Here is a 19,614-nt window from a genome sequence, read left to right on the forward strand (position 1 = left end):
CTACTTGTTTGGGTTTTTATGTCTCACGACCTCGATAATCTCGGTGGTCGAAATGGAGGGTGTTCGAGGTAAATATTTAACATCGCATAAGTTTGAGAGTTCATCAAACTTACCCTGCCAATCATCGCCCATGACGAGGATATCGGCGTTATACTGTTTGATGTATTCAGCTTTAAGCTCTAAAGATTCTTCGGAGAAAACAAAATCAACACAGGATAGCGCGCTAATAATGCGCATACGGTCTTCCTCCGAATATATAGGATAGCGGCCTTTTTTCGAGTAGTTAAGTTGATCCGAAGAAACTCCGACATAAAGCTCAGTACCGTAAGCGCGGGCTCTTTCTAGAATGTTAACGTGGCCGACATGAAACACATCGAAGGTACCAAATGTAATGATTCTCATAATAGGCCTCAAATTAACCCGTAGGATTTAAAAGAAAGTTGGCGACGCGCTGCGAGCATTGCCCATCAACGTTACCCACTACTTGTTGGGTAATCGATTGACGTGCGCTGTGATGGGTTTGTGGCTGTTGAATATTGAGCTCAACCGCCTCTTTTAATTCCGAGTAGCGATTGATATTGGTGCCCATCGAACCAAATAATTCATAGTCATCCGAGAGACGCTTGTTTAGACGGAACTTGAGAATACCGCGATAACCCCAGCGCAATTTTAGGAAGTGACCAATAATGACGGGTTTATCCAGTGCGATAAACTCGAATAAAGCGGATGAGGTTTCACTGATCATGATATCTGCTGTGGCCATAAAGGGCACCAAGCTTTGCTCGCTCATATCAGCTAAATAAACATTGCTAAAAGTAGCCCAGCGCTCTAGTAGCAAGCGCTGCTTTTTGTAAGCCGATTTAATTAGTGATAAATAGTGAGGCTTGATAAGAATATTGTAGTCGCTAAATTGCTGCGGCCAATCTTTAGGGAAGTTTTCGATGGTGCTCGGATAAAACGTCGGCGAATAGAGCAAGGTTGGCTTGGCCGGATTGAGTCCTAGAGCAGTAAGGTCCATAGCGATAGTAGGGTCATTGATAATTGGATCCAGCTTGGTATAACCCGTATTAATAAAGGTTTTATTAGGGTACATCGCTTCTAACCGCTGCTTTCGGTGCTCTGATTCAACGAAGCGATATTGGATAGCGGCGCTGGACGCATTATAGTAAGTCGACTTAGGACCAAGCCCATGCAATATTAATGCAGTTTTACAGCAGTCGTTCAGATCATTGGCAATGTCAGCGGCATGCCCAAAAATGACCCAGTCCGGTGCCTGAGATTGATAAAAACTCAAGCGCTCATCTTCAGCCAGTAGATGTGTTGTAACATTCTTACTATGAAGCGACTCTGTAATGGATGGCGGGGGCTCAGAAATGAAGGTGACCCCGACTTTTACAGAAGAGTCAGCGGCCGATGCTAACAAAGCATCAATGACTGGCTCGAAGTGTGGCAAATAGTATAAATAAGCGACATCAAAATATATTTTCACAGCGACAACTTTTCGTCCAAGAATGATTTAGAAACTAGGGTATTAAGAATCATCCAAATGATGTGAACGTGTTCCGTTCATTGCTTGGCGGTTTGAAAACCTAAGCCTGTCCCTGTGATGTGATTAGCTTCTAAATAGCAACTTAATGTGTTTATAATCAGGACATTATAAACAGAATTGGTGAGAAATAACCATGACTGATAGACAAACTAAAGTTCATGCCAAAAACCACTACGACTTCCTGGCAATCGGGGGAGGCAGTGGTGGCATCGCTTCAGCAAACCGAGCCGCCATGCACGGCGCTAAAAGTGCCATTGTCGAAGCGAAGGCTTTGGGTGGGACCTGTGTTAATGTTGGTTGCGTACCTAAAAAAGCGATGTGGTACGGTGCACAAGTTGCTGAAGCGTTTAAATATGCACCAGATTACGGGTTTACGCCACAAAACGTCGACTTTAGCTGGTCGAAGCTTGTGGAGAGTCGAGAAGCCTACATCTCAAGAATTCACCAGAGCTATGAGCGAAATCTCGGCAATAACAAGGTTGACGTGATCGAGGGCTATGCCAGGTTTATTGGGAAAAATACGATTGAAGTTAATGGTGAATGCTATAGCGCGGATCACATTGTCATCGCTACCGGCGGCTATCCTATAATTCCAGATGTGCCTGGGGCGGAGCATGGTATTGACTCGGACGGCTTTTTTGAGCTGACGGAGCAGCCTAAGAGAGCAGCAGTTGTTGGAGCAGGATATATTGCTGTTGAGATTGCAGGTGTCTTCGATGCGTTAGGCACAGAAACACATTTAGTGGTTCGAAAGCACAAGCCACTTCGTGATTTTGATGATTTATTATCAGACACATTGGTTGATGTCATGCGAGAGTCAGGCCCAACCTTGCATACTCACAGCACGCCAAAATCTGTGGAGAAACTGGCGTCTGGAGAATTGCTACTACATTTAGAGAATGATGAAACCATCGGCCCTGTTGACACTTTGGTGTGGGCGATTGGACGTGCCTCCGCCACCGGCGATTTAGGGCTTGAAAATACCAATGTGACCAAGGATGAAAAAGGCAACATCAAGACAGATAAGTACCAGAACACGACCGCCAAAGGTATTTATGCACTTGGAGATAATACTGGACGATTAGCCTTGACGCCGGTGGCGATTCAGGCGGGTCGTCGCTTGTGTGAGCGATTGTTTAATAACAAGCCGAATGAATTTTTAGATTACACCAATGTGCCAACGGTGGTGTTTAGTCACCCACCAATCGGAACCGTTGGGATGACTGAGCCTCAGGCACAGGAAATATACGGTGAACAGAATATCAAAGTTTACACCTCTTCGTTTACGGCGATGTATTCAGCACTGACCCAGCATCGTGAGCCGACCAAGATGAAGTTAGTCTGTGCGGGACCGGAAGAGCGAGTTGTGGGTATTCATGGCATTGGTTTTGGAATTGATGAAATCTTACAAGGTTTTGCTGTTGCGCTTAAAATGGGCGCCACTAAAGCGGATCTGGATGATACGGTGGCGATCCATCCGACCTCTGCTGAAGAGTTTGTGACCATGCGCTAAGAGACAAGGTTAGCACCCAGATGTTGATCATCATAAAAAAAGCCCAGTTCAAACTGGGCTTTTTTAATCAGGCGGTTATGCGTTAGTATTCGATGCGCTCTACAGTGAAACCTTTTTGTTCCAAGTAGTCGTTGATACTCTTTTCACCGCCATAATGAGCCGCGCCTACTACCGCAAAAACAGCGCGACCATCTTCAATCTGCTTTGCTAAGCCGTCAGCCATGTTTTTATTACGGTTATATAAAAGCACATCCATGAAGTACGAATAATCTTCCTCATTGATACCGCTTTCTTTGGCTTCCTCAAAAGAGCTTTTAACATACTCTTCGATATCCCCAGTTTTCCACGCCTGAATTAATTTATCATTTTCACTGTCATCTTTGGTTACTACAGAATAGAGGAACGCATCTTGAAGTTTTGGTGACATGCTATCCAGCGCATTGAGTTGCAGATCAATCGTTTCAAGCTCGAGAATATCTTTGTTATCACGTGCTCGATCTATGAAATACATATCAACCCCATATTGTTCGCTGTAGCCTGACTGCTGCATATTCAGTGCTTCTAAAGTCATTGCTGCAAACCAAGGTTCAAATGAAGTGAACATGCTGCATGGGCTTTTGGTTTCTTGGCAGTACTCATTGTATTTTTCAAGCGTTTCAGCCTGTAGCACGGACTCCAGTGAGTTTTCAGGGTCAATAGCCATTTGCTGGACTTTTTGCGCCAAAGCCATTTGGTTGATATTGGTCACATCAATTTCAACAGTTAATGTATCGCTAGAATTGAAGGCATCTGTAACCACTTTGGGTAAAGGGTACATGCTTTTTTCGCCCATGTGCACAGAGCCGAAAAGATAGGAAGTTTTACCGTTATGCTCAATTTTCCAAAGCGCAGGCGTATAGCCCTGAGCTGTGTGTTGGCTCTTATTTTGCGGATTATTTGTTTCAGCAACAGTCGTGGAAGCTTTAGTGTTATCGTCTGATGGCGACTTTTTTTGCGATTTGCCCGAATCGTCACCACAGCCTTGAAGGCCAAGGAGCGTTGCAAACAATATCCCTAACAATTTTTTCATAGAAAACTCCGAAAGATTCTCTTTAATATCGTTTATATTATAGTCTATTAATGGGTATCACTGATAAATTTTGCAAGAGCTTGGGTAAATAACTCACAGCTTTGCTTTCCGCCATGCCTAAAGAACAGCGAAGGTTCGATAAGTTCCACTTCATTGACATAGACTGCACCATCTTTGTGATGCAGGAAGTCTACGCGAGCATACAGCGGCAAACTGATGGTCTTGGTCACGTAAGCAATGGCCTTTTGCGCTAACTCACGCTCTTCGTCCGATAACTGATACGGGTAATCACTGGCCCCATAATCATCTTGTACCCTAAAGTCACCCTTAACGGGTACCTTTCGTGTGCCGTGACTGTACTCACCGGCGAAGAAGATTCCAGAGGTTTCGCCAAAGGATTCGACATTGCTCAGGTAGGGCTGCAGCACCAAGTCTTCTGTTGGAGTCAGCCGGTCAGCGTGTTTTTGTGCCTCAGCGATACCTTCCGCTGTATTTTCAAAGGGTAGACACTCTCTGGCATTGGCGCCGACCAAAGGCTTTATGAAACCTTTTTTCCAGCCATGCTGTTGCATCAACTTCTCTATGTTGTAAAGCTTGCCTTTAAGGAGCCACTCAGAGGGGGCAATGGTGATACCCGCATGTTGCAGCTCTTGTAGATAGCGTTTATGACTGTTCCAGCGAATGATGGCGGTGGGGTTGATAAGTTGAGTCTGAGTGCTAACTCGATCAACCCAGCCCATAAATTCTTCAAAACGATCCTGATAATCCCAGGTGGTGCGAAGCAAGCAGGCATCAAACTGATGCCAGTCCGTGTCGCTGTCCCAGGGTAAGATTTGGTATTCAATACCGTTGGCTTCGAGCGCCCTAAAAAAAGGAAGATCGTCTTTTTCCCAATCAGGAAGATCAAAGCAGCTAGCAATGGCAATTTTCATGCGCATAAACCTTTGATTTAAATAACATATCAGGATTCTAGGGCTAGCATACTACAGGTTTTTATAAAAGTCTTTATACCAATACCCAGATTAGTTACCTGCCAAATTATTGGCTAATAGTGCTCCGGGCGAGGCGTTGTTCGCGTTGTAGTAATTTTGATAGCTGGTTGGCCGGCATTGGATGATAGAAGAAGATACCTTGACCCATATTGCAGCCCAAAGACTTGAGTGTGTTGTACTGATTGGGCGTTTCGATACCTTCAGCAACCGTATTTAGGTTAAGGCTTTCTGCCAAAGAAATGATGGTGCGAATAATATTCAAATTAACCATATGATCTTTGAAGTTAGGGCTAAGGCGAGAGATAAAATACTTATCAATCTTGAGGTTGTCGACCGGAAGTTGGCTGAGATAAGCCAATGATGAATAGCCTTTGCCGAAGTCATCAATCGACACCTTAATGCCAAAATCTTTGAGTTGCTTGAGAACTTTGACGGTATTAATAACGTCCGTCATAGCAGCACTTTCGGTGACTTCAACCTCCAGCATTTTGCCCGATACGCCATACCGATTAATGGTATCCCTTAGGTTATGCACCAAATCGAAATACTTAAGATCTTTGACTGATAAATTGAACGCTATGGTGACGTCGATACCGGTATTGTGCCAATCGAGAAGTTGTTGGCAGACCATTTCCATGACGAGTTGGCTCAGATCATGAATGAGTCCACTCTCTTCGGCAATCGGGATAAAAATATTCGGCGGAATACTACCACTTTCCGGATCATCCCATCGGCACAAGGCCTCGACACTACGAATTTTGCCCGTATGAATATCGACTCGTGGCTGGAAGAATAAGTGCAATTGCCGCTCAGCAATCGCAACCTTAAGCTTTTTCTCAACCATTCGACGTTTGCTTTCTTGTTGGCTGTACTTGCGTTTATAAAACTGAACTTGGTTGCGTTCGGATTTCGCTGAGTACATTGCCATATCGGCATAGCGGAACAAATCTTCAGCATTATCACTGTGATCAGGGAACATGCTGATCCCTATACTGGCACCAGTCTGAACGCGGTGTGGGCCGACTTTAATCGGATTTTTGAGGTGTCGCAATAAGCGTTTTGCTACCGTATGGGCTTCTTCGGCATCAATATTAGGTAAAATAATCGCAAATTCATCGCCACCCATGCGCGCCAAGGTATCTCCATTACGAATACATTTTTTCATGTATTCGGTGACCGCAATAAGCAGTTGGTCGCCAGTGGCGTGACCTAGAGTGTCATTGATTTCTTTAAAGCGATCTAAATCAATGTACATAAAGGCAAGCTGGTCTTTTTTATCAGAGCAGTTCTCAATGTCTCGCGCCAAGCAGCTATGCAATAGATTTCGATTAGCGAGGCCAGTCAGGCTGTCGAAGTTAGTCAGTCGATGAATTTTATTTTCCGACTCTTTACGCCCGGTTATGACGTGAAAGTTGATGGTAACGCCTTGAATATCAGGATCATCCAAGTGATTAGCCAGTCGGCTTTCAATCCACAAAATAGCACCATCTTTATGGCGAATACGTCTTTCTACGACTGAAGATGCGCCAGGATTCTCTGAAACATAGCGTAAATTAACACTGGCATCCTCACGATCATCCTCGTAGATAAAGCCTTCGAGTGTTTTCCCCAAAAGGTCTTCTGGGGTGTAGCCCGTCACGCGGGTGACAGAGGGTGAGATATAAGTTACATAACCTTCTTTATCGTACATCAAAATACAGTCGTAACTGTTCTCAACCAAGGTTCGGTAATACTTATCTTTTTGCTGAAGTGCTAATTCGGCTTCATAGTCTTTATTGAGCTTATGAATAGAGCCAATTTCAATAATTGGTTCGCCATCAGCATCGCGTGAGTAAATGGTGCTGTGTACCTGAATCCAAAACCATTCACCGTTTTTGTTTTGTAATCTGAATTCGGCCGGTACAACGGTGCGATTATCGCTTGAGCGTAGCGCCTTCTCTTGCTCTTGAACAATATTGAGGTCATCCGGGTGGATAAAGCTATACACACCATCCGGCATATTAGAAATTTCTTCCTCTGTGTATCCCAAGAGTTTTGAGTAATTGGCCAAGCCTTCAGTAAAGATCTTTTGTTGATAATCAAGAACATAGATAAAGATGGGTGAGTTCTCTAAAACGGTCTCTTTATAGTCTTTGACCACATCTTTCAGTGCGGGGTCTGCGAGGTTTAGGCTGGGTAGGACCTGCAGGGTGATAACGCGATCGATAAAAGAGCTGCCTTCTTGTAACTTATGAGCGGATAGAAGGAACTCGCGATCAAGACCGAGTTGAGGCAGCTTAATAATCGCTCGGCTCTCTTTACCCCGCAGAATGGGCTCAGGAAGCAGCTTTGCCACTTCTTCACCGAGCAGCATGTTTGATGAAACGACGGGATCAATAGCGATGGCTTTGATGACATAACGCTTATTGCATAGCAATAGCGCAGCATAATCATCATCGAGAATACTGTTAATGACTTCTTGATCCAGTGGCTTAATCCGTTGCTCCAATGCTACCCTTGGCCCCATATATATTATTGTTGGTCACGCTTTATCCTTACTAGAATAGCCGGTAGCTAGGGTTTGTCAAATAGTAGGGCAGACTTTTGTTTTGCGATTATCAACTTTATCGCTAAAATAGGGCAAGCTTATCGAAAATACAGTCTATGACTATTCGAACTTTTCAAAAGAAAACCCCAAAAATTGGAAACAAGGCTTTTGTCGATGATACGGCGCTAGTACTTGGTGATGTGGAAATTGGCGACGATAGCTCTATCTGGCCAATGGCTGTACTGCGTGGCGATGTGCACTCAATTCGAGTGGGCAAGCGTACCAGTATCCAAGACGGAACGGTTTGTCATGTTACACATGCCGGCCCTTATGATCCCAAGGGACATGATTTAATCATTGGGGATAATGTGACGGTGGGCCATAAGGCCATACTTCACGGCTGTACCATTGAAGATAACTGCCTTATTGGTATGGGGGCTGTAGTCATGGATGGTGCGGTTGTTCGAGAAAATGCCATCATTGGCGCGAATAGCCTAGTACCGCCAGGGCGTGAGTTGACGGGGGGATTTTTATGGGTAGGTTCACCGGCGCGTAAAATTCGAAAACTTACTGACGAAGAAATCAAATTCTTTAAGTATTCTGCCGATAACTATGTTCGTTTGAAAGATGAACACCTAGAAAGCTAGGATTAGGACGCAAGCCTGCGCTTCCTGATATAACGATAGATTCAAAAAAACCGGCGTGAAGCCGGTTTTTTTATGGACGGTGTTATTAGAAGCTGTAGCTAATCCCGACTGTGGTGGTGCGATCCGTTTTCTCAGCACCGGCTGGAACAACGGAATTGTAGTTAATTAAGTAAGACAACTTCATGGCTAAGTTTTCAGAAATCTTCGTCGAAATAGCCGAACGCGAAACATAAGTATCGATTTCTTGGCCCCAAACAGCACTGATCGTCTGTGTGAAGCGGGCGTTATCAGTTAATTTGTGCGCGAAGTCTAAGTCACCACGAATCACGCTTTCTTTTTCGTCTTCACCAATAAAAACAGCGTTAACCCGATAACCAAGACCAATACCTAACGAGAAGTGGCCGTCATCACTTTTGTAAAACTGATGACCGTAACCTAAATAGGCGCCTGCTTGGTAATCATAAGCCCCGAAGTAATCGTTTTTATAGTCTAAGATGCTATAAACAAAACTTTTCTCAGTAAGGTCAAAACGGTTATTCCAAGCAAAAGTATATTGCTCAGCATCACGCTGATCTTCACTTGAGTTACTAACACCAGTGATTTGGATACCCGTCGCCCAGTTTTCAGATGCGCGGGCTACCCAGTCAAACGCGCCATTAAGGCTTTCGGTTTCTGTGTTCCCTGATGTGCTGATATAACCAAGATCAATATTACCTTGATGACCTTCTTCAGGGGCATCAGACAGTAAGCCATCAGCGAATAAAGCTGGTGAAGCAGCGCAAAGCGCTAAAGCAATTAAATTCTTTTTCATTGTCATAATCAAAAATCTCGCAAGTCTATATCTTTTGGGGGTTAGCGGCACAAATTGTAACAGATTGAGCCGCTTGATCACCCCTTAAAATGTCAAGAATGGTCAATGCTTATGAATTTGTTTTATCAAACCAGTCAAAAATGCTGTTGAACTGTAAATGTAGCCGTTTCAATAATACGGAATGGTATTGTTTGCTCGGTGTGGCCGAAGTAACCTCTTTACCGGCGACATGATCTTGTAATTGCTGGCGAGTGAAGGCCGTTCCATCAGAAGCTATCGAAAGACTCATCTCACGTTTCCCAGCAAGCTCAAGCCAGTAACACAAATCGTCTTCGTGGATAAGATTAAGCCACTTAGGGTCATGGTATTTGTCTTTGTCTAAAAGGCTATCCATTAGCTTAGAGCGGTCGCTGGAATACAGTCCTGAGGCTCTAACGATAGAGGTAACCGGATGTAAAGTCTGCAAGCTTTTTTCGGCATCTAACAGCGCCTTGCCTTTGAAATTGGCGGGTTTAGGGGTAACCGATTCGTCAATAACGGGCTCTAAGTTACCCTCGTAAACCGATGTCGACGATAAGAAAGTGCAGTGAAACTCGGTCTGTTGTTTATGCAGCTCTTGGATCAGACGAGACACGGCATGGATATAGGTTTGGCGATAGGCTGGCTCTGCTCTCTCGTCAGGTGCCAATATAATATAAACATTCGAAAATTGAGGCAGCTCAGGCAGCGTGTTGCTAACTTTTAAGAGATCACACACGATGTGGCGACTTGCCCAAGACTTCTCAGAGCGCGATAAAGTGTAAGGCTGTTCGCCTTTACTGACCAAGTAGTTATAAAAACGCTGACCAAGTTTGCCAGTGCCGACGATTAAAGTGTTCAATCTATTTCCTCTACAAGTTTAGCCAGGCTTTTTTCAGTGGCGATATCTTTAGCTGCAAGCTTATCCAATGTTTTCAGTCCTTTGCCGGTAAGTACTAATACGAAGTCACACCCAAAGTTCTGCGCGCATTCGTAATCGGACTTGGAATCACCAACGAAAACCACCTCGTTAGCGGTTACCTTAAACCTATCAGCAATGCGTTGCAGCATCAGCGGTTTCGGTTTACGGCAGTCGCAACCATCATCAGGATGATGGGGGCAAAATTCGATGTGATCGATGTGGCCGCCTTGCTCTTCAAGCAACTGAGTCATCTTGAGGTGCATCTCTGAAAGCACCGACTCATCATAAAAGCCGCGTCCAATCCCCGATTGGTTGGTGGCTATCGCGATTTTAAATCGTTGATTCAGTTTCGCTACGGCAGGCAAGCTACCAGCAATAGGCACCCACTCCTCGGCAGACTTGATGTAAGCATCTGAATCGTGATTGATGACACCGTCACGATCCAGAATAATGACTTTCTTCGTTGACCAATCGATCATGGATTAACTCTGTAGCAACGAAATATCAGCCACTGAACCAAATAGGTCTTCCAGCTTTTTTAGAAGTGCCAATCGGTTAGCTTTGATCGCTGCATCGTCTGCATTCACCATCACATTATCAAAGAACGCATCAACATCATCGCGCAGAGCCGCAAGGCGTGTTAATCGTTCTTGGTAGTTTTCGATAGTCGTCAACTCTTTTTCTGCTTTGCTGATAGTCTCGGCCAGAGCTTTTTCTTCGGTGTCTTGCAACAATGATGAATCAACAGTTTCTGGCACGGTAACGTCTGCTTTTGCCAAAATATTTTTTACGCGTTTATTGGCGGCAGATAAACTTTCCGCTTCAGGTAGCGTCTGGAAATATTGAACCGCTTTGATGCGTTGGTCAAAATCTAGGGGCTTTGTCGGGCGAAGTGCCATTACCGCGCTAACCGTATTGGCACTAACGTTTTGATCAAGATACCAAGCGCGGAAACGATCAAAAATAAAGTTGAGTAGTTTTTCAGCAGCTAATTCATCAGAAAGCTTACCCTCGAACTGGCTAAGCGATTGTTCGACGAGTTGCTCGAGGTCTAGGCTTAATTGATTTTCAACAATAGTACGCAATAAACCAATCGAAGCACGTCGTAGCGCAAAAGGATCTTTCGCGCCTTTCGGGGCTTGACCGATGCCAAAAATACCGACCAATGTATCAACCCGATCGGCAATAGCGATACATTGACCAACTGGGTTTTGCGCTAAGGCATCACCAGAATACTTCGGTAAGTATTGCTCAGTCATGGCGATAGCAACGCTGTCGTCTTCGCCATCATGACGGGCGTAGTAAGTACCCATAATGCCTTGAAGCTTATCGAATTCCCCGACCATTTGTGTGGTCAAGTCACACTTCGACAGTAAACCGGCGCGGTGGGCGAGTTCAGGATCTGCGCCCACTTGCGGTGCAATCGCTTTAGCCAGCTCCGCCACTCGTTCGGCTTTTTCTTGCACCGAACCCAGCTGATTCTGGAAAACGACTTTCTTTAAACGCTCTTGGTGGCTTGCTAACGTAGTTTGTTGATCTTTTTCATAAAAGAACATGGCATCCGCAAGGCGAGGACGAATCACTTTTTCGTTACCCTCAATCACTACGCGCGGATTGGAACTTTCGATATTACTAATAGTGATAAAGTTTGGCATTAAGTTGCCGTCTTCATCTAAAACGTGAAAATATTTTTGGTGCTCAGCCATCGACGACACTAAACACTCAGCCGGGACTTTTAAGAATTCGGTATCAAATTCACCAGTTAGTGCGACTGGCCATTCAACCAATCCGGTGACTTCATCCAGCAGGTCCTGTTCGATTTGAGCCACGCCACCCAGTTTTTCAGCCTCAGCTTTGACCTGGGCTTCAATCAGTTTTTGGCGTTGTTCAAAGCTGACGATAACGTGTTCTGCTTTAAGCTTGTTCACGTAATCATCGGCATCATGCAAGGTTACATCGCCTTGCGCCATAAAGCGGTGACCACGGCTGACATTGCCAGTCTTAGTATCCAGAATCGTTGCTTCAAGTACCGAAGAGCCGTGTAATAATACTGCCCAGTGCACGGGGCGAATAAATTGCGCAGAGCTATCTCCCCAGCGCATTGGCTTAGGAATCGGTAGTTTCTTCAGCGCGCTATTGAGAATTTGCTCAATCAGCTCGCCCAGTGGCTGACCTTTTTGCGACATGGTGTAACCAAGACGTTCGCCTTTATCGGTAGCAATTTTTTCAAGTTGATCGACGTCGACGCCACATGATTTTGCAAAGCCGACTGCCGCTGGCTTCGGTTGACCATCATCATCAAAGGCAGCCGCAACCGCAGGTCCTAAACGCTCGACCTCTTTATCAGGCTGGGCGTCGCTTAACTGACGCACGATCAACGCTAGGCGACGTGGTGTGGCATAACTTTCAATTGACTCGAAACTAAAGTCTTGAGCGGTTAAAGCTTCAGCAACATTTGCTTTTAAAGCATCGCGTAATGTTTTTAGACTCACTGGTGGAAGTTCTTCAGTTCCCAGTTCGAATAATAGATCAGAAAAATGTTGATTAGAGGATGTCATTATTTTTCCTCCTTCTGCGCGTTTTGTTGCGACTCATTAAGCATCGGGAAGCCGAGATCTTCGCGAGCGGCGTAATAGGTTTCTGCGACCGCGCGAGCAATGGTTCGAACGCGCAAAATGAAACGTTGACGCTCAGTCACTGAAATAGCGCCACGAGCATCCAATAAGTTGAAAGTATGAGAGGCTTTTAACACCATCTCATAGGCTGGTAGCGGTAGATTGTTGTCGATGAGGTTCTTAGATTCTGACTCATAGTAATCGAACAGCTCGAATAATTTATCCACGTTAGCGTGCTCAAAGTTGTACTTTGACTGCTCAACTTCGTTCTGATGGAAAACGTCGCGGTAATAAACTTTGCCCAGAGGGCCATCGGTCCACACCAAGTCGTAAATGCTATCGACTTCTTGTAGATACATAGCAATACGCTCTAAACCGTAAGTGATTTCGCCCATCACAGGCTTACACTCGATGCCGCCTGCTTGTTGGAAGTACGTAAACTGGGTCACTTCCATGCCATTGAGCCACACCTCCCAGCCAAGACCCCAGGCGCCAAGTGTTGGCGACTCCCAGTTATCTTCAACAAAACGGATGTCGTGCTCTAATGGATCAATACCAATGGCTTTTAGTGAGCCCAAGTACATTTCTTGGATATCAAGCGGCGAAGGCTTGATAACAACTTGATATTGATAATAATGTTGTAGTCGGTTTGGATTTTCACCATAGCGGCCGTCAGTGGGGCGACGGCAAGGTTGTACATAAGCTGCGCTCCAAGGCTCAGGGCCAATGGCGCGTAAGAATGTCGCTGGGTGAAAGGTGCCAGCGCCAACCTCAAGATCAAGCGGCTGTTGAATGACGCAGCCTTGTTCGGCCCAGTAGTTTTGCAGGGTTAAAATCAGCCCCTGAAATGTTTTTGTACTTTCGTTAGCTTGAGTCACAAGTATGCCTTCGCTAAGGTGATGAATAAGAATGCTAGGATAAGATCCTAATTAAAGGTCGGATTATACGGCAATTTGGGTTATTTTCTAACCTAGAAAGCCAACAAATTCAGGAGAATGCACAAATGTTCAAGATTAGAGCAATTACCAACCTGTTATTAGTCGCAGCCGTGATTTTTATGAGCTACTACAGCAGTATTGTTGGGATTAATGGCGAGACTCAAGCATCCGTCAGTAATGGCTTGTCTACGGATTTTACCCCGGCACCTTACGCTTTCTCGATTTGGGGCCTGATCTTCGTCATGTTGGTGGTGATCGCAATTAAAGATATTCGTCTGGCTTTTGCTGACAGTACGGATGGCGAGGAGTCTTTTAACTGCTGGTTGACGGTGGCTTTGGTCTTCACCATTGCGTGGACGATTGTTTGGTCTTACTTACTGATTGGTTGGTCGTTGCTGGTGATGGCGGCTATTTTTGTCAGTCTGGCACTGGCGATACTGCGCGATAAGCCTCGCCCGGTTAGCGCCAATATGACATTAGCGCTGTATTTTGGCTGGATCAGTGTGGCGCTAGTGGCTAATGAATCTGCTTGGTTAGTACATCTTGGTTGGGTCGCGGACAATGGTCAAGGTTGGCTCAGCGATCCCAGTTTTAGTGTGATGCAAAGTGCGTTAAGTTTGGTGTTATTCGCGTTGGTTCTGAGTTTTAAGTCGATTCGCAAAGGGCTTGAGCCTGCGGTCTTTGTTTATCCTTTGGTCGGTGTGTGGGCCTATATCGCCATTATGGTGAAAAATGGGGCGGGAAATCCCAACCTGTTAGTCTATGTCTCTGCATTCTTTGCGCTGATTTTATTGGTCGTCACCGGCTATTTTGGGACCAAGTGGAATGCCAACTATTCTGCGAAATCGAAAGATTAGTGTTAAATAACAAAAATTAGGAAGGGCGATGTCTAAAAAACGTTGTGGCTGGGTCAGTGATGACCCGCTGTATATTGATTATCACGATAATGAGTGGGGACGTCCGGAATACGATGACCAGAAGTTGTTTGAAATGCTATGCCTTGAGGGCGCTCAAGCAGGCTTAAGCTGGATCACGGTGCTTAAAAAACGCGAACATTACCGTAAAGTGTTCGATAATTTTGATCCAAAAAAGATCGCGCAATATGACGATAAAAAGCGCGAAGAATTATTAAATGACGCTGGAATTATAAGAAACAAGCTGAAAGTAAACGCTTTTATTGTTAACGCCCAACGTTATTTAGATATCACTAAAGAGCAAAGCTTTAGTGACTACGTCTGGCAGTTTGTCGACGGAAAGCCCGTTAAGAATCACTGGAAGAGTTTAAAGGAAGTGCCAGTGACTACGCCAGAATCTGATGCGATGTCCAAACGGCTAAAAAAAGACGGTTTTAAATTTATCGGCAGCACCATCTGCTATGCCTTTATGCAAGCCACCGGCATGGTTGATGACCATGTAAAAGACTGTTTTATTCGAGAGGATTAGACGTAGATTAAAAAAAGCCACCAACGTTACCGTCAGTGGCTTTTTTGCTTCGGTCATTTGCTGCTTATCATTACCCCAACTGTGCTAGGACAGCTTTTGCCGATTCGGCTGATGAGGCAGGATTTTGACCAGTGATCAGGTTGCCATCAATTTGGACAAAGGACTCCCAGTCATTACCTTTGCTATATTGACCGCCGTTTTGTTGCAACATATCTTCAACCAAGAAGGGGACCACATCAGTTAACTCCACAGCTGCTTCCTCTGAGTTACTGAATCCAGTGACTTTCTTGCCGGAAACAAGTGCATTTCCTTGCTGGTCTTTAGTGTTTTTAAAGACCGCTGGGGCGTGACATACCGCGCCAACAGGTTTGTTATCTTGGTACATCTTCTCAATGATGGCCTTGGAATCTGAGCTTTCAGCGAGATCCCATAATGGACCGTGCCCGCCTGGGTAGAATACGGCATCAAAGTCATCTGGGTTTATGTCCGACAGTATTTTAGTGGTTGCTAAGTGCTCTTGTGCTGCTTTGTCGTCTTTGAAGCGTTGCGTCGTGTCGGTTTGGGCATCTTCAGCATCGCTGTTCGGATCAAGCGGCGGCTGACCACCTTTAGGAGAAGCTAGTGTAATGTTCGCGCCCGCATCCTTGAATACATAATAGGGTGAGGTGAACTCTTCGAGCCAAAAGCCCGTTTTATTGCCTGTATCACCGAGCTGATCGTGCGAAGTTAAAATCATTAGAACTTTCATATTTGCTCCAATATTTCTGTATGTAATAGAAAGGTGGTGTTTATTCGGACTATTTCAACCGTGAGAAACATTAAATGAGGGATAGGTATCAAACAACTTAGCAGGCTTTGGAAAAATTAGCGCTTAGAGAACATCTGCTTTAGTTGTTTAATGATACTGACAAAAGAGCCTGAAAGTCCGATGATAACAGCCGCAACGAGCAAACCGACGCGAAGTTTTACGGGGAATTCAAACCAGCCCCAATAATCATTGCCCAGAATAAAGCCAATCAGAATGACGGCTATTAGGTAGCAACCAAGGGTAAATTTGGATAAAGGTTGGAATTTAGGCATTGTCCTGCTGTGTTGTTGGGAGCATCAAATGGTGCCGAGACTGTAAAACTCACCCGCGGAGATGACACCTAAGTGCTTTTTATCATCAATTATGCGCTCTTCGGCCAGCTCAACCAGCTGGTAAAACACATTGCGGTGAATCAAGGCGTGAAGGTTGCGACGGATCATGATGTAAGGTGATGGCTCACCCGTTTTGGCATCTTGTTCAACCCATAGCGGGTTATCTTCGCTCAAGGCCACCGTATTATCACAGTTGTCGGTAAAAATAATGACCTGCCCCTGATCGGTATTTTTGAGGGACATCTTGAGAACAAGAAATGGGGCATCTTCGACTTTGATACCCAGCTTTTCGACGGGGGTTACTAAAAAGTAATTGTCGTCTTCTTTCTTGAGTACGGTAGAGAAAAGTTTGACTAAGCGTTGACGACCAATGGGAGAATTTTGGTAATGCCAAGTACCGTCACGTTTAATCACCAACTCCATCTCACCACAAAAGTCGGGATTCCATTGCTCAACCGGTGGCAGCTTGTTGCTGGCTTGAGCCTTATTGATCTCGCTCAGGATATTATTCAAATTGGGATTGTCGTCGTTTTCGTTACTCAAATGCTCTTACTCTCCATGAAGTCCCTTATAAACCTTTACGAATAAGGTATTTATAGGGTGTTTCGTCAGTGCTACTGGCAAGAAGCTGGTGATCCATAAAAGTGCAAAACTTCGGTATATCACGGGTTGTTGATGGGTCATCCGCTATCACCAATAACGTTTCACCATCTGCCATCTTGCGTACATTTAACCGTACCATCATCACGGGCTCTGGACAACGTAGGCCGAGGGCGTCGAGTTTACGATCAAAGTTATCGAAGTTGAATTCTGTCATGATGGCTCAATGTAATGGGTATATGATTGAAAAAATTGTGCGAATTTTAGTCTTTTTGGGCATGTTTCTAAAGTAAATTGCTCAATAATAGTAATAATATATTACATTGTTTTAAAAGATTAATTTTATATATTAATAAAGATTCGTTACGATAGTGACATAAATTAAGCAAAGGAGATTGATTGAATGAATAAAGCGATTAACATTGGAATTGAGCAAAAGGCACGTGAAGAAATTGGTCAGGGACTATCTCGCTTACTGGCAGATACTTATACGCTGTACTTGCAAACACACAATTTCCACTGGAACGTTACGGGTCCTTTTTTCCAGCAGCTACACGTATTGTTTGAAGAGCATTACGTAGAGTTAGCGGAAGCGGTGGATGAAATTGCTGAGCGTATTCGTGCTCTGGGTATTTTGTCTCCAGGGACTTATCAAGAATTTGCTGATCTTTCGAGCATCAAGGAAGTGAAAGGCGATATCCCAGCTGAAGAGATGATTGAGCGTTTAGTGGATAGCCATGAAACGGTCGTAAGAACAGCGCGTCAGGTTTTAGAAACTGCGCAAAAAGCGGATGATGAATCTTCAGCGAGCCTAGTCGGTGATCGTTTAGTGGTTCACGAGAAAACCGCTTGGATGTTACGCTCGCACCTTCAAAGCTAATCGGCAAGTTTTAGTGAAGCTAGTCTTCACTAGAGTCATCACGAGAGGTCGAAACCACGCGGTTTCGGCCTTCTTTTTTGGCCTTATATAATAGGTGGTCAGCTCGATTGATGACCATATCAAGGTGTTCATCTTCTGGCGTATACTCAGTCACACCAAAGCTTGCGGTTAGATGTATTCCTTCCGCTAAATCTTCAAAGTCTGCATTAGCAAATTGTTCATTGAGACGAGTTGCAATTTGGGTAGCATCGTCCATCACTGTGTCTGGTAAGATAATTAAGAACTCTTCACCACTGATACGGCCAATCGTATCGTTATCTCGCAAAATGTGACGAGTAATCCGAGCAAGGCGATTAATTACTTTATCGCCGACATGATGGCCAAAGCGGTCATTGATCGTTTTGAAATGATCAACATCAAAGATGATCAGGCTATAAACCGATTTATTCAGCGTGGACCGTTGATGTTCGTTATCCAGTTTGCGGAAAACCTGGCGACGGTTAGGGAGTAGCGTCAGATTATCGGTGAGCGCCATTTCTTGGTTTGTTCGCGCTAAGCGGCGATAGCGAATAAGTAGCCAACAACAAATGAGCAATAAGACCAGCAGCAAAATAATTAAAGTGATGAGCCAAGTGCTGTATTCTTTGTATTGTTCAACAAATTTGGTGCTTATTTGGTTTTCTTTTTCGAGCAACTTATTTTCAAAACTCAATCGCTCTTGATCAAGCTGTTCGCGAGAAAGGTTAGAAACATAGGTCAAGTTATCATTAAAAGTATCACGATAAACACTGAACGATTCATCCAGTAATTCAAAAGCCATTTCAAACTCACCACGCTGAGCACTAATCTCAGCGCGCAGTTTCTTAAGGTAAAAGTCGTCGAGTGCAGCGACTTTTGCGGCCTCTTCGATGGCGTATTCGATGTGTTGTTCTGCTTTGTCGAGCTCACCAAGTTTCAAGTAAGCATAGGCAAAGTCAGTTTGTAATTCATAGCCAAACAGCTTCTCACCAACTTTTTCTTGAAGTGCTTTGGCTTTTTCTAATTGCTCTATAGCCGCTTGATACTGCTCAGTATCAGTGTCGATCCTTGCTTCAACTTGGTGAGTGAAAGCCTGAAGCGGCACATCATTTTCTTGGATAGATAAAAGGCGTGCTTTGTGAGTGAGCTCTAAAGCTTTTTCATACTGCTTGTTAGTGCGATAAGCGTCACCCAAGTTAGCGTAGAAATAAATATTACTGACCAGTGCTGGGTGCTTTTCCATCACTTCAACCGCTTTTTCAAAATACATGATTGCGGATTGGTTGTCGTTCAAGAAATTATACAGAATGCCGAAAACATTATAGGTTTCAGAAATTAAATAGGGGTCATCAGATTCCAGTGCATAATCAAGCGCGAGGTCGAGTAACGTGATGGCTTCTTTATACAACGATAATAATGACGAAATGTAAGCGCGCTCGAGGATTAGATCGCCTAATTTGTTCATGCCCCAAATGTCTTTGACCTCTTCATAGAGGTTTTCAGAAGTGGTTAATGCTTGCTCTAGATCACCCTCACTGCGAAGAACAAAAATATTCACGTACTGGTATTGATGTTCTAAAGAAGGAGTATCAACATTTTGCACCAAAGGCTGTGCGACAGAAAGAAACTCTCTAGCTCGAATCGCGTCACCATTAAGGATGTGATAATTGGCCATCAGAATATTGGCTAGAGCTTCTGAGTGATTATCGAGATCGGGCTTGTTAAGTAGGTTGTTTATTTTGATATAAAAAGCTTCTTGTTTTCTTTCTGGGACAGAAAGGTTCGACATTCCGTAAAGCTGTTGCTGTAAAGCTGATGTGTTTACTGACGAACTGGAATTGTTAGAAACAAAAGTAGGGACTCCATAGTTGGCGGGAGCCATAAAAGCGAACGCACTACAACTAAGCAAGCATAAAAAAATAAACTGTATGC

General features: G+C 44.4%; 20 protein-coding genes. 5 read left to right on the forward strand and 15 right to left on the reverse strand.

The annotated features are described in order from the left end of the window. Positions 1-402 (reverse strand): FAD synthase family protein, encoded by a 402-nt coding sequence (locus ABD943_RS06825; protein WP_345292436.1) that lies wholly within the window; start codon positions 400-402, stop codon positions 1-3. Between the two features lie 13 nt (positions 403-415). Further along, positions 416-1,489 carry a CDP-glycerol glycerophosphotransferase family protein gene (locus tag ABD943_RS06830; RefSeq protein WP_345292437.1) on the reverse strand — a complete coding sequence of 358 codons (1,074 nt, stop codon included), beginning with the start codon at positions 1,487-1,489 and terminating at the stop codon, positions 416-418. A gap of 193 nt (positions 1,490-1,682) precedes the next feature. On the opposite strand from ABD943_RS06830, the gene gorA reads away from it, so the two are divergent. Continuing rightward, positions 1,683-3,062: a glutathione-disulfide reductase gene (gene gorA, locus ABD943_RS06835; protein ID WP_345292438.1), complete on the forward strand. Its 1,380-nt coding sequence runs from the start codon at positions 1,683-1,685 to the stop codon at positions 3,060-3,062. An 82-nt stretch (positions 3,063-3,144) separates the two neighbouring features. Here the strand turns inward: gorA and ABD943_RS06840 are convergent, their stop codons facing one another. The 3 genes from ABD943_RS06840 to ABD943_RS06850 all read right to left on the reverse strand — a co-directional run bounded on the left by ABD943_RS06840 (position 3,145) and on the right by ABD943_RS06850 (position 7,629). After that, positions 3,145-4,131 (reverse strand): TraB/GumN family protein, encoded by a 987-nt coding sequence (locus tag ABD943_RS06840; RefSeq protein WP_345292439.1) that lies wholly within the window; start codon positions 4,129-4,131, stop codon positions 3,145-3,147. A 47-nt stretch (positions 4,132-4,178) separates the two neighbouring features. Further along, positions 4,179-5,063: an ATP-grasp domain-containing protein gene (locus ABD943_RS06845; RefSeq protein WP_345292440.1), complete on the reverse strand. Its 885-nt coding sequence runs from the start codon at positions 5,061-5,063 to the stop codon at positions 4,179-4,181. Positions 5,064-5,169: 106 nt separating this feature from the next. Next, positions 5,170-7,629, reverse strand: coding sequence for a bifunctional diguanylate cyclase/phosphodiesterase (locus ABD943_RS06850; RefSeq protein ID WP_345292441.1), 2,460 nt, complete (start codon positions 7,627-7,629; stop codon positions 5,170-5,172). A 137-nt stretch (positions 7,630-7,766) separates the two neighbouring features. Between ABD943_RS06850 and ABD943_RS06855 the strand changes: the two genes are divergently transcribed. Continuing rightward, positions 7,767-8,297 carry a gamma carbonic anhydrase family protein gene (locus ABD943_RS06855; protein ID WP_345292442.1) on the forward strand — a complete coding sequence of 177 codons (531 nt, stop codon included), beginning with the start codon at positions 7,767-7,769 and terminating at the stop codon, positions 8,295-8,297. 85 nt (positions 8,298-8,382) lie between these two features. Here ABD943_RS06855 and ABD943_RS06860 read toward each other — a convergent pair whose 3' ends face one another. The 5 genes from ABD943_RS06860 to glyQ all read right to left on the reverse strand — a co-directional run bounded on the left by ABD943_RS06860 (position 8,383) and on the right by glyQ (position 13,541). Continuing rightward, a complete protein-coding gene (locus tag ABD943_RS06860; RefSeq protein WP_345292443.1) occupies positions 8,383-9,108 on the reverse strand; it encodes a DUF481 domain-containing protein in 726 nt (241 codons plus the stop codon). A 109-nt stretch (positions 9,109-9,217) separates the two neighbouring features. Then, the gene (locus ABD943_RS06865) at positions 9,218-9,988 is read right to left on the reverse strand and encodes a sugar nucleotide-binding protein (protein ID WP_345292444.1); all 771 of its coding nucleotides are present in this window, start codon (positions 9,986-9,988) and stop codon (positions 9,218-9,220) included. After that, the gene (gmhB, locus tag ABD943_RS06870) at positions 9,985-10,527 is read right to left on the reverse strand and encodes a D-glycero-beta-D-manno-heptose 1,7-bisphosphate 7-phosphatase (RefSeq protein ID WP_345292445.1); all 543 of its coding nucleotides are present in this window, start codon (positions 10,525-10,527) and stop codon (positions 9,985-9,987) included. Before gmhB ends, ABD943_RS06865 begins: the two co-directional genes overlap by 4 nt. A 3-nt stretch (positions 10,528-10,530) precedes the next feature. After that, positions 10,531-12,606: a glycine--tRNA ligase subunit beta gene (gene glyS / locus ABD943_RS06875; RefSeq protein WP_345292446.1), complete on the reverse strand. Its 2,076-nt coding sequence runs from the start codon at positions 12,604-12,606 to the stop codon at positions 10,531-10,533. Further along, positions 12,606-13,541, reverse strand: a complete 936-nt coding sequence (glyQ, locus tag ABD943_RS06880) for a glycine--tRNA ligase subunit alpha (RefSeq protein WP_345292447.1) — start codon at positions 13,539-13,541, stop codon at positions 12,606-12,608. Before glyQ ends, glyS begins: the two co-directional genes overlap by 1 nt. A 125-nt stretch (positions 13,542-13,666) precedes the next feature. On the opposite strand from glyQ, the gene ABD943_RS06885 reads away from it, so the two are divergent. Then, the gene (locus ABD943_RS06885; RefSeq protein ID WP_345292448.1) at positions 13,667-14,458 is read left to right on the forward strand and encodes a hypothetical protein; all 792 of its coding nucleotides are present in this window, start codon (positions 13,667-13,669) and stop codon (positions 14,456-14,458) included. A gap of 28 nt (positions 14,459-14,486) precedes the next feature. Beyond that, positions 14,487-15,044: a DNA-3-methyladenine glycosylase I gene (locus ABD943_RS06890; protein WP_345292449.1), complete on the forward strand. Its 558-nt coding sequence runs from the start codon at positions 14,487-14,489 to the stop codon at positions 15,042-15,044. 70 nt (positions 15,045-15,114) lie between these two features. Here ABD943_RS06890 and ABD943_RS06895 read toward each other — a convergent pair whose 3' ends face one another. From ABD943_RS06895 to tusA, 4 genes are all read right to left on the reverse strand, one after another. After that, on the reverse strand, positions 15,115-15,792 hold the full coding sequence (locus ABD943_RS06895; protein ID WP_345292450.1) for a type 1 glutamine amidotransferase domain-containing protein: 678 nt from the start codon (positions 15,790-15,792) through the stop codon (positions 15,115-15,117). A gap of 116 nt (positions 15,793-15,908) precedes the next feature. Further along, entirely contained in the window at positions 15,909-16,124 is a 216-nt protein-coding gene (locus tag ABD943_RS06900) for a hypothetical protein (protein ID WP_345292451.1), read from the reverse strand. 24 nt (positions 16,125-16,148) lie between these two features. Beyond that, positions 16,149-16,727, reverse strand: coding sequence for a DUF1285 domain-containing protein (locus tag ABD943_RS06905; protein ID WP_345292452.1), 579 nt, complete (start codon positions 16,725-16,727; stop codon positions 16,149-16,151). Between the two features lie 25 nt (positions 16,728-16,752). Further along, the gene (gene tusA / locus ABD943_RS06910) at positions 16,753-17,001 is read right to left on the reverse strand and encodes a sulfurtransferase TusA (protein ID WP_345292453.1); all 249 of its coding nucleotides are present in this window, start codon (positions 16,999-17,001) and stop codon (positions 16,753-16,755) included. Between the two features lie 186 nt (positions 17,002-17,187). Between tusA and ABD943_RS06915 the strand changes: the two genes are divergently transcribed. Beyond that, the gene (locus ABD943_RS06915; protein WP_345292454.1) at positions 17,188-17,664 is read left to right on the forward strand and encodes a Dps family protein; all 477 of its coding nucleotides are present in this window, start codon (positions 17,188-17,190) and stop codon (positions 17,662-17,664) included. Between the two features lie 19 nt (positions 17,665-17,683). Here ABD943_RS06915 and ABD943_RS06920 read toward each other — a convergent pair whose 3' ends face one another. Further along, on the reverse strand, positions 17,684-19,564 hold the full coding sequence (locus tag ABD943_RS06920) for a tetratricopeptide repeat-containing diguanylate cyclase (RefSeq protein WP_345292455.1): 1,881 nt from the start codon (positions 19,562-19,564) through the stop codon (positions 17,684-17,686). Between the last annotated feature and the right edge of the window lie 50 nt (positions 19,565-19,614).

Origin of the sequence: Kangiella marina, assembly GCF_039541235.1 — a bacterium.
In the GTDB taxonomy this organism is placed as follows: Bacteria; Pseudomonadota; Gammaproteobacteria; order Enterobacterales; family Kangiellaceae; genus Kangiella; species Kangiella marina.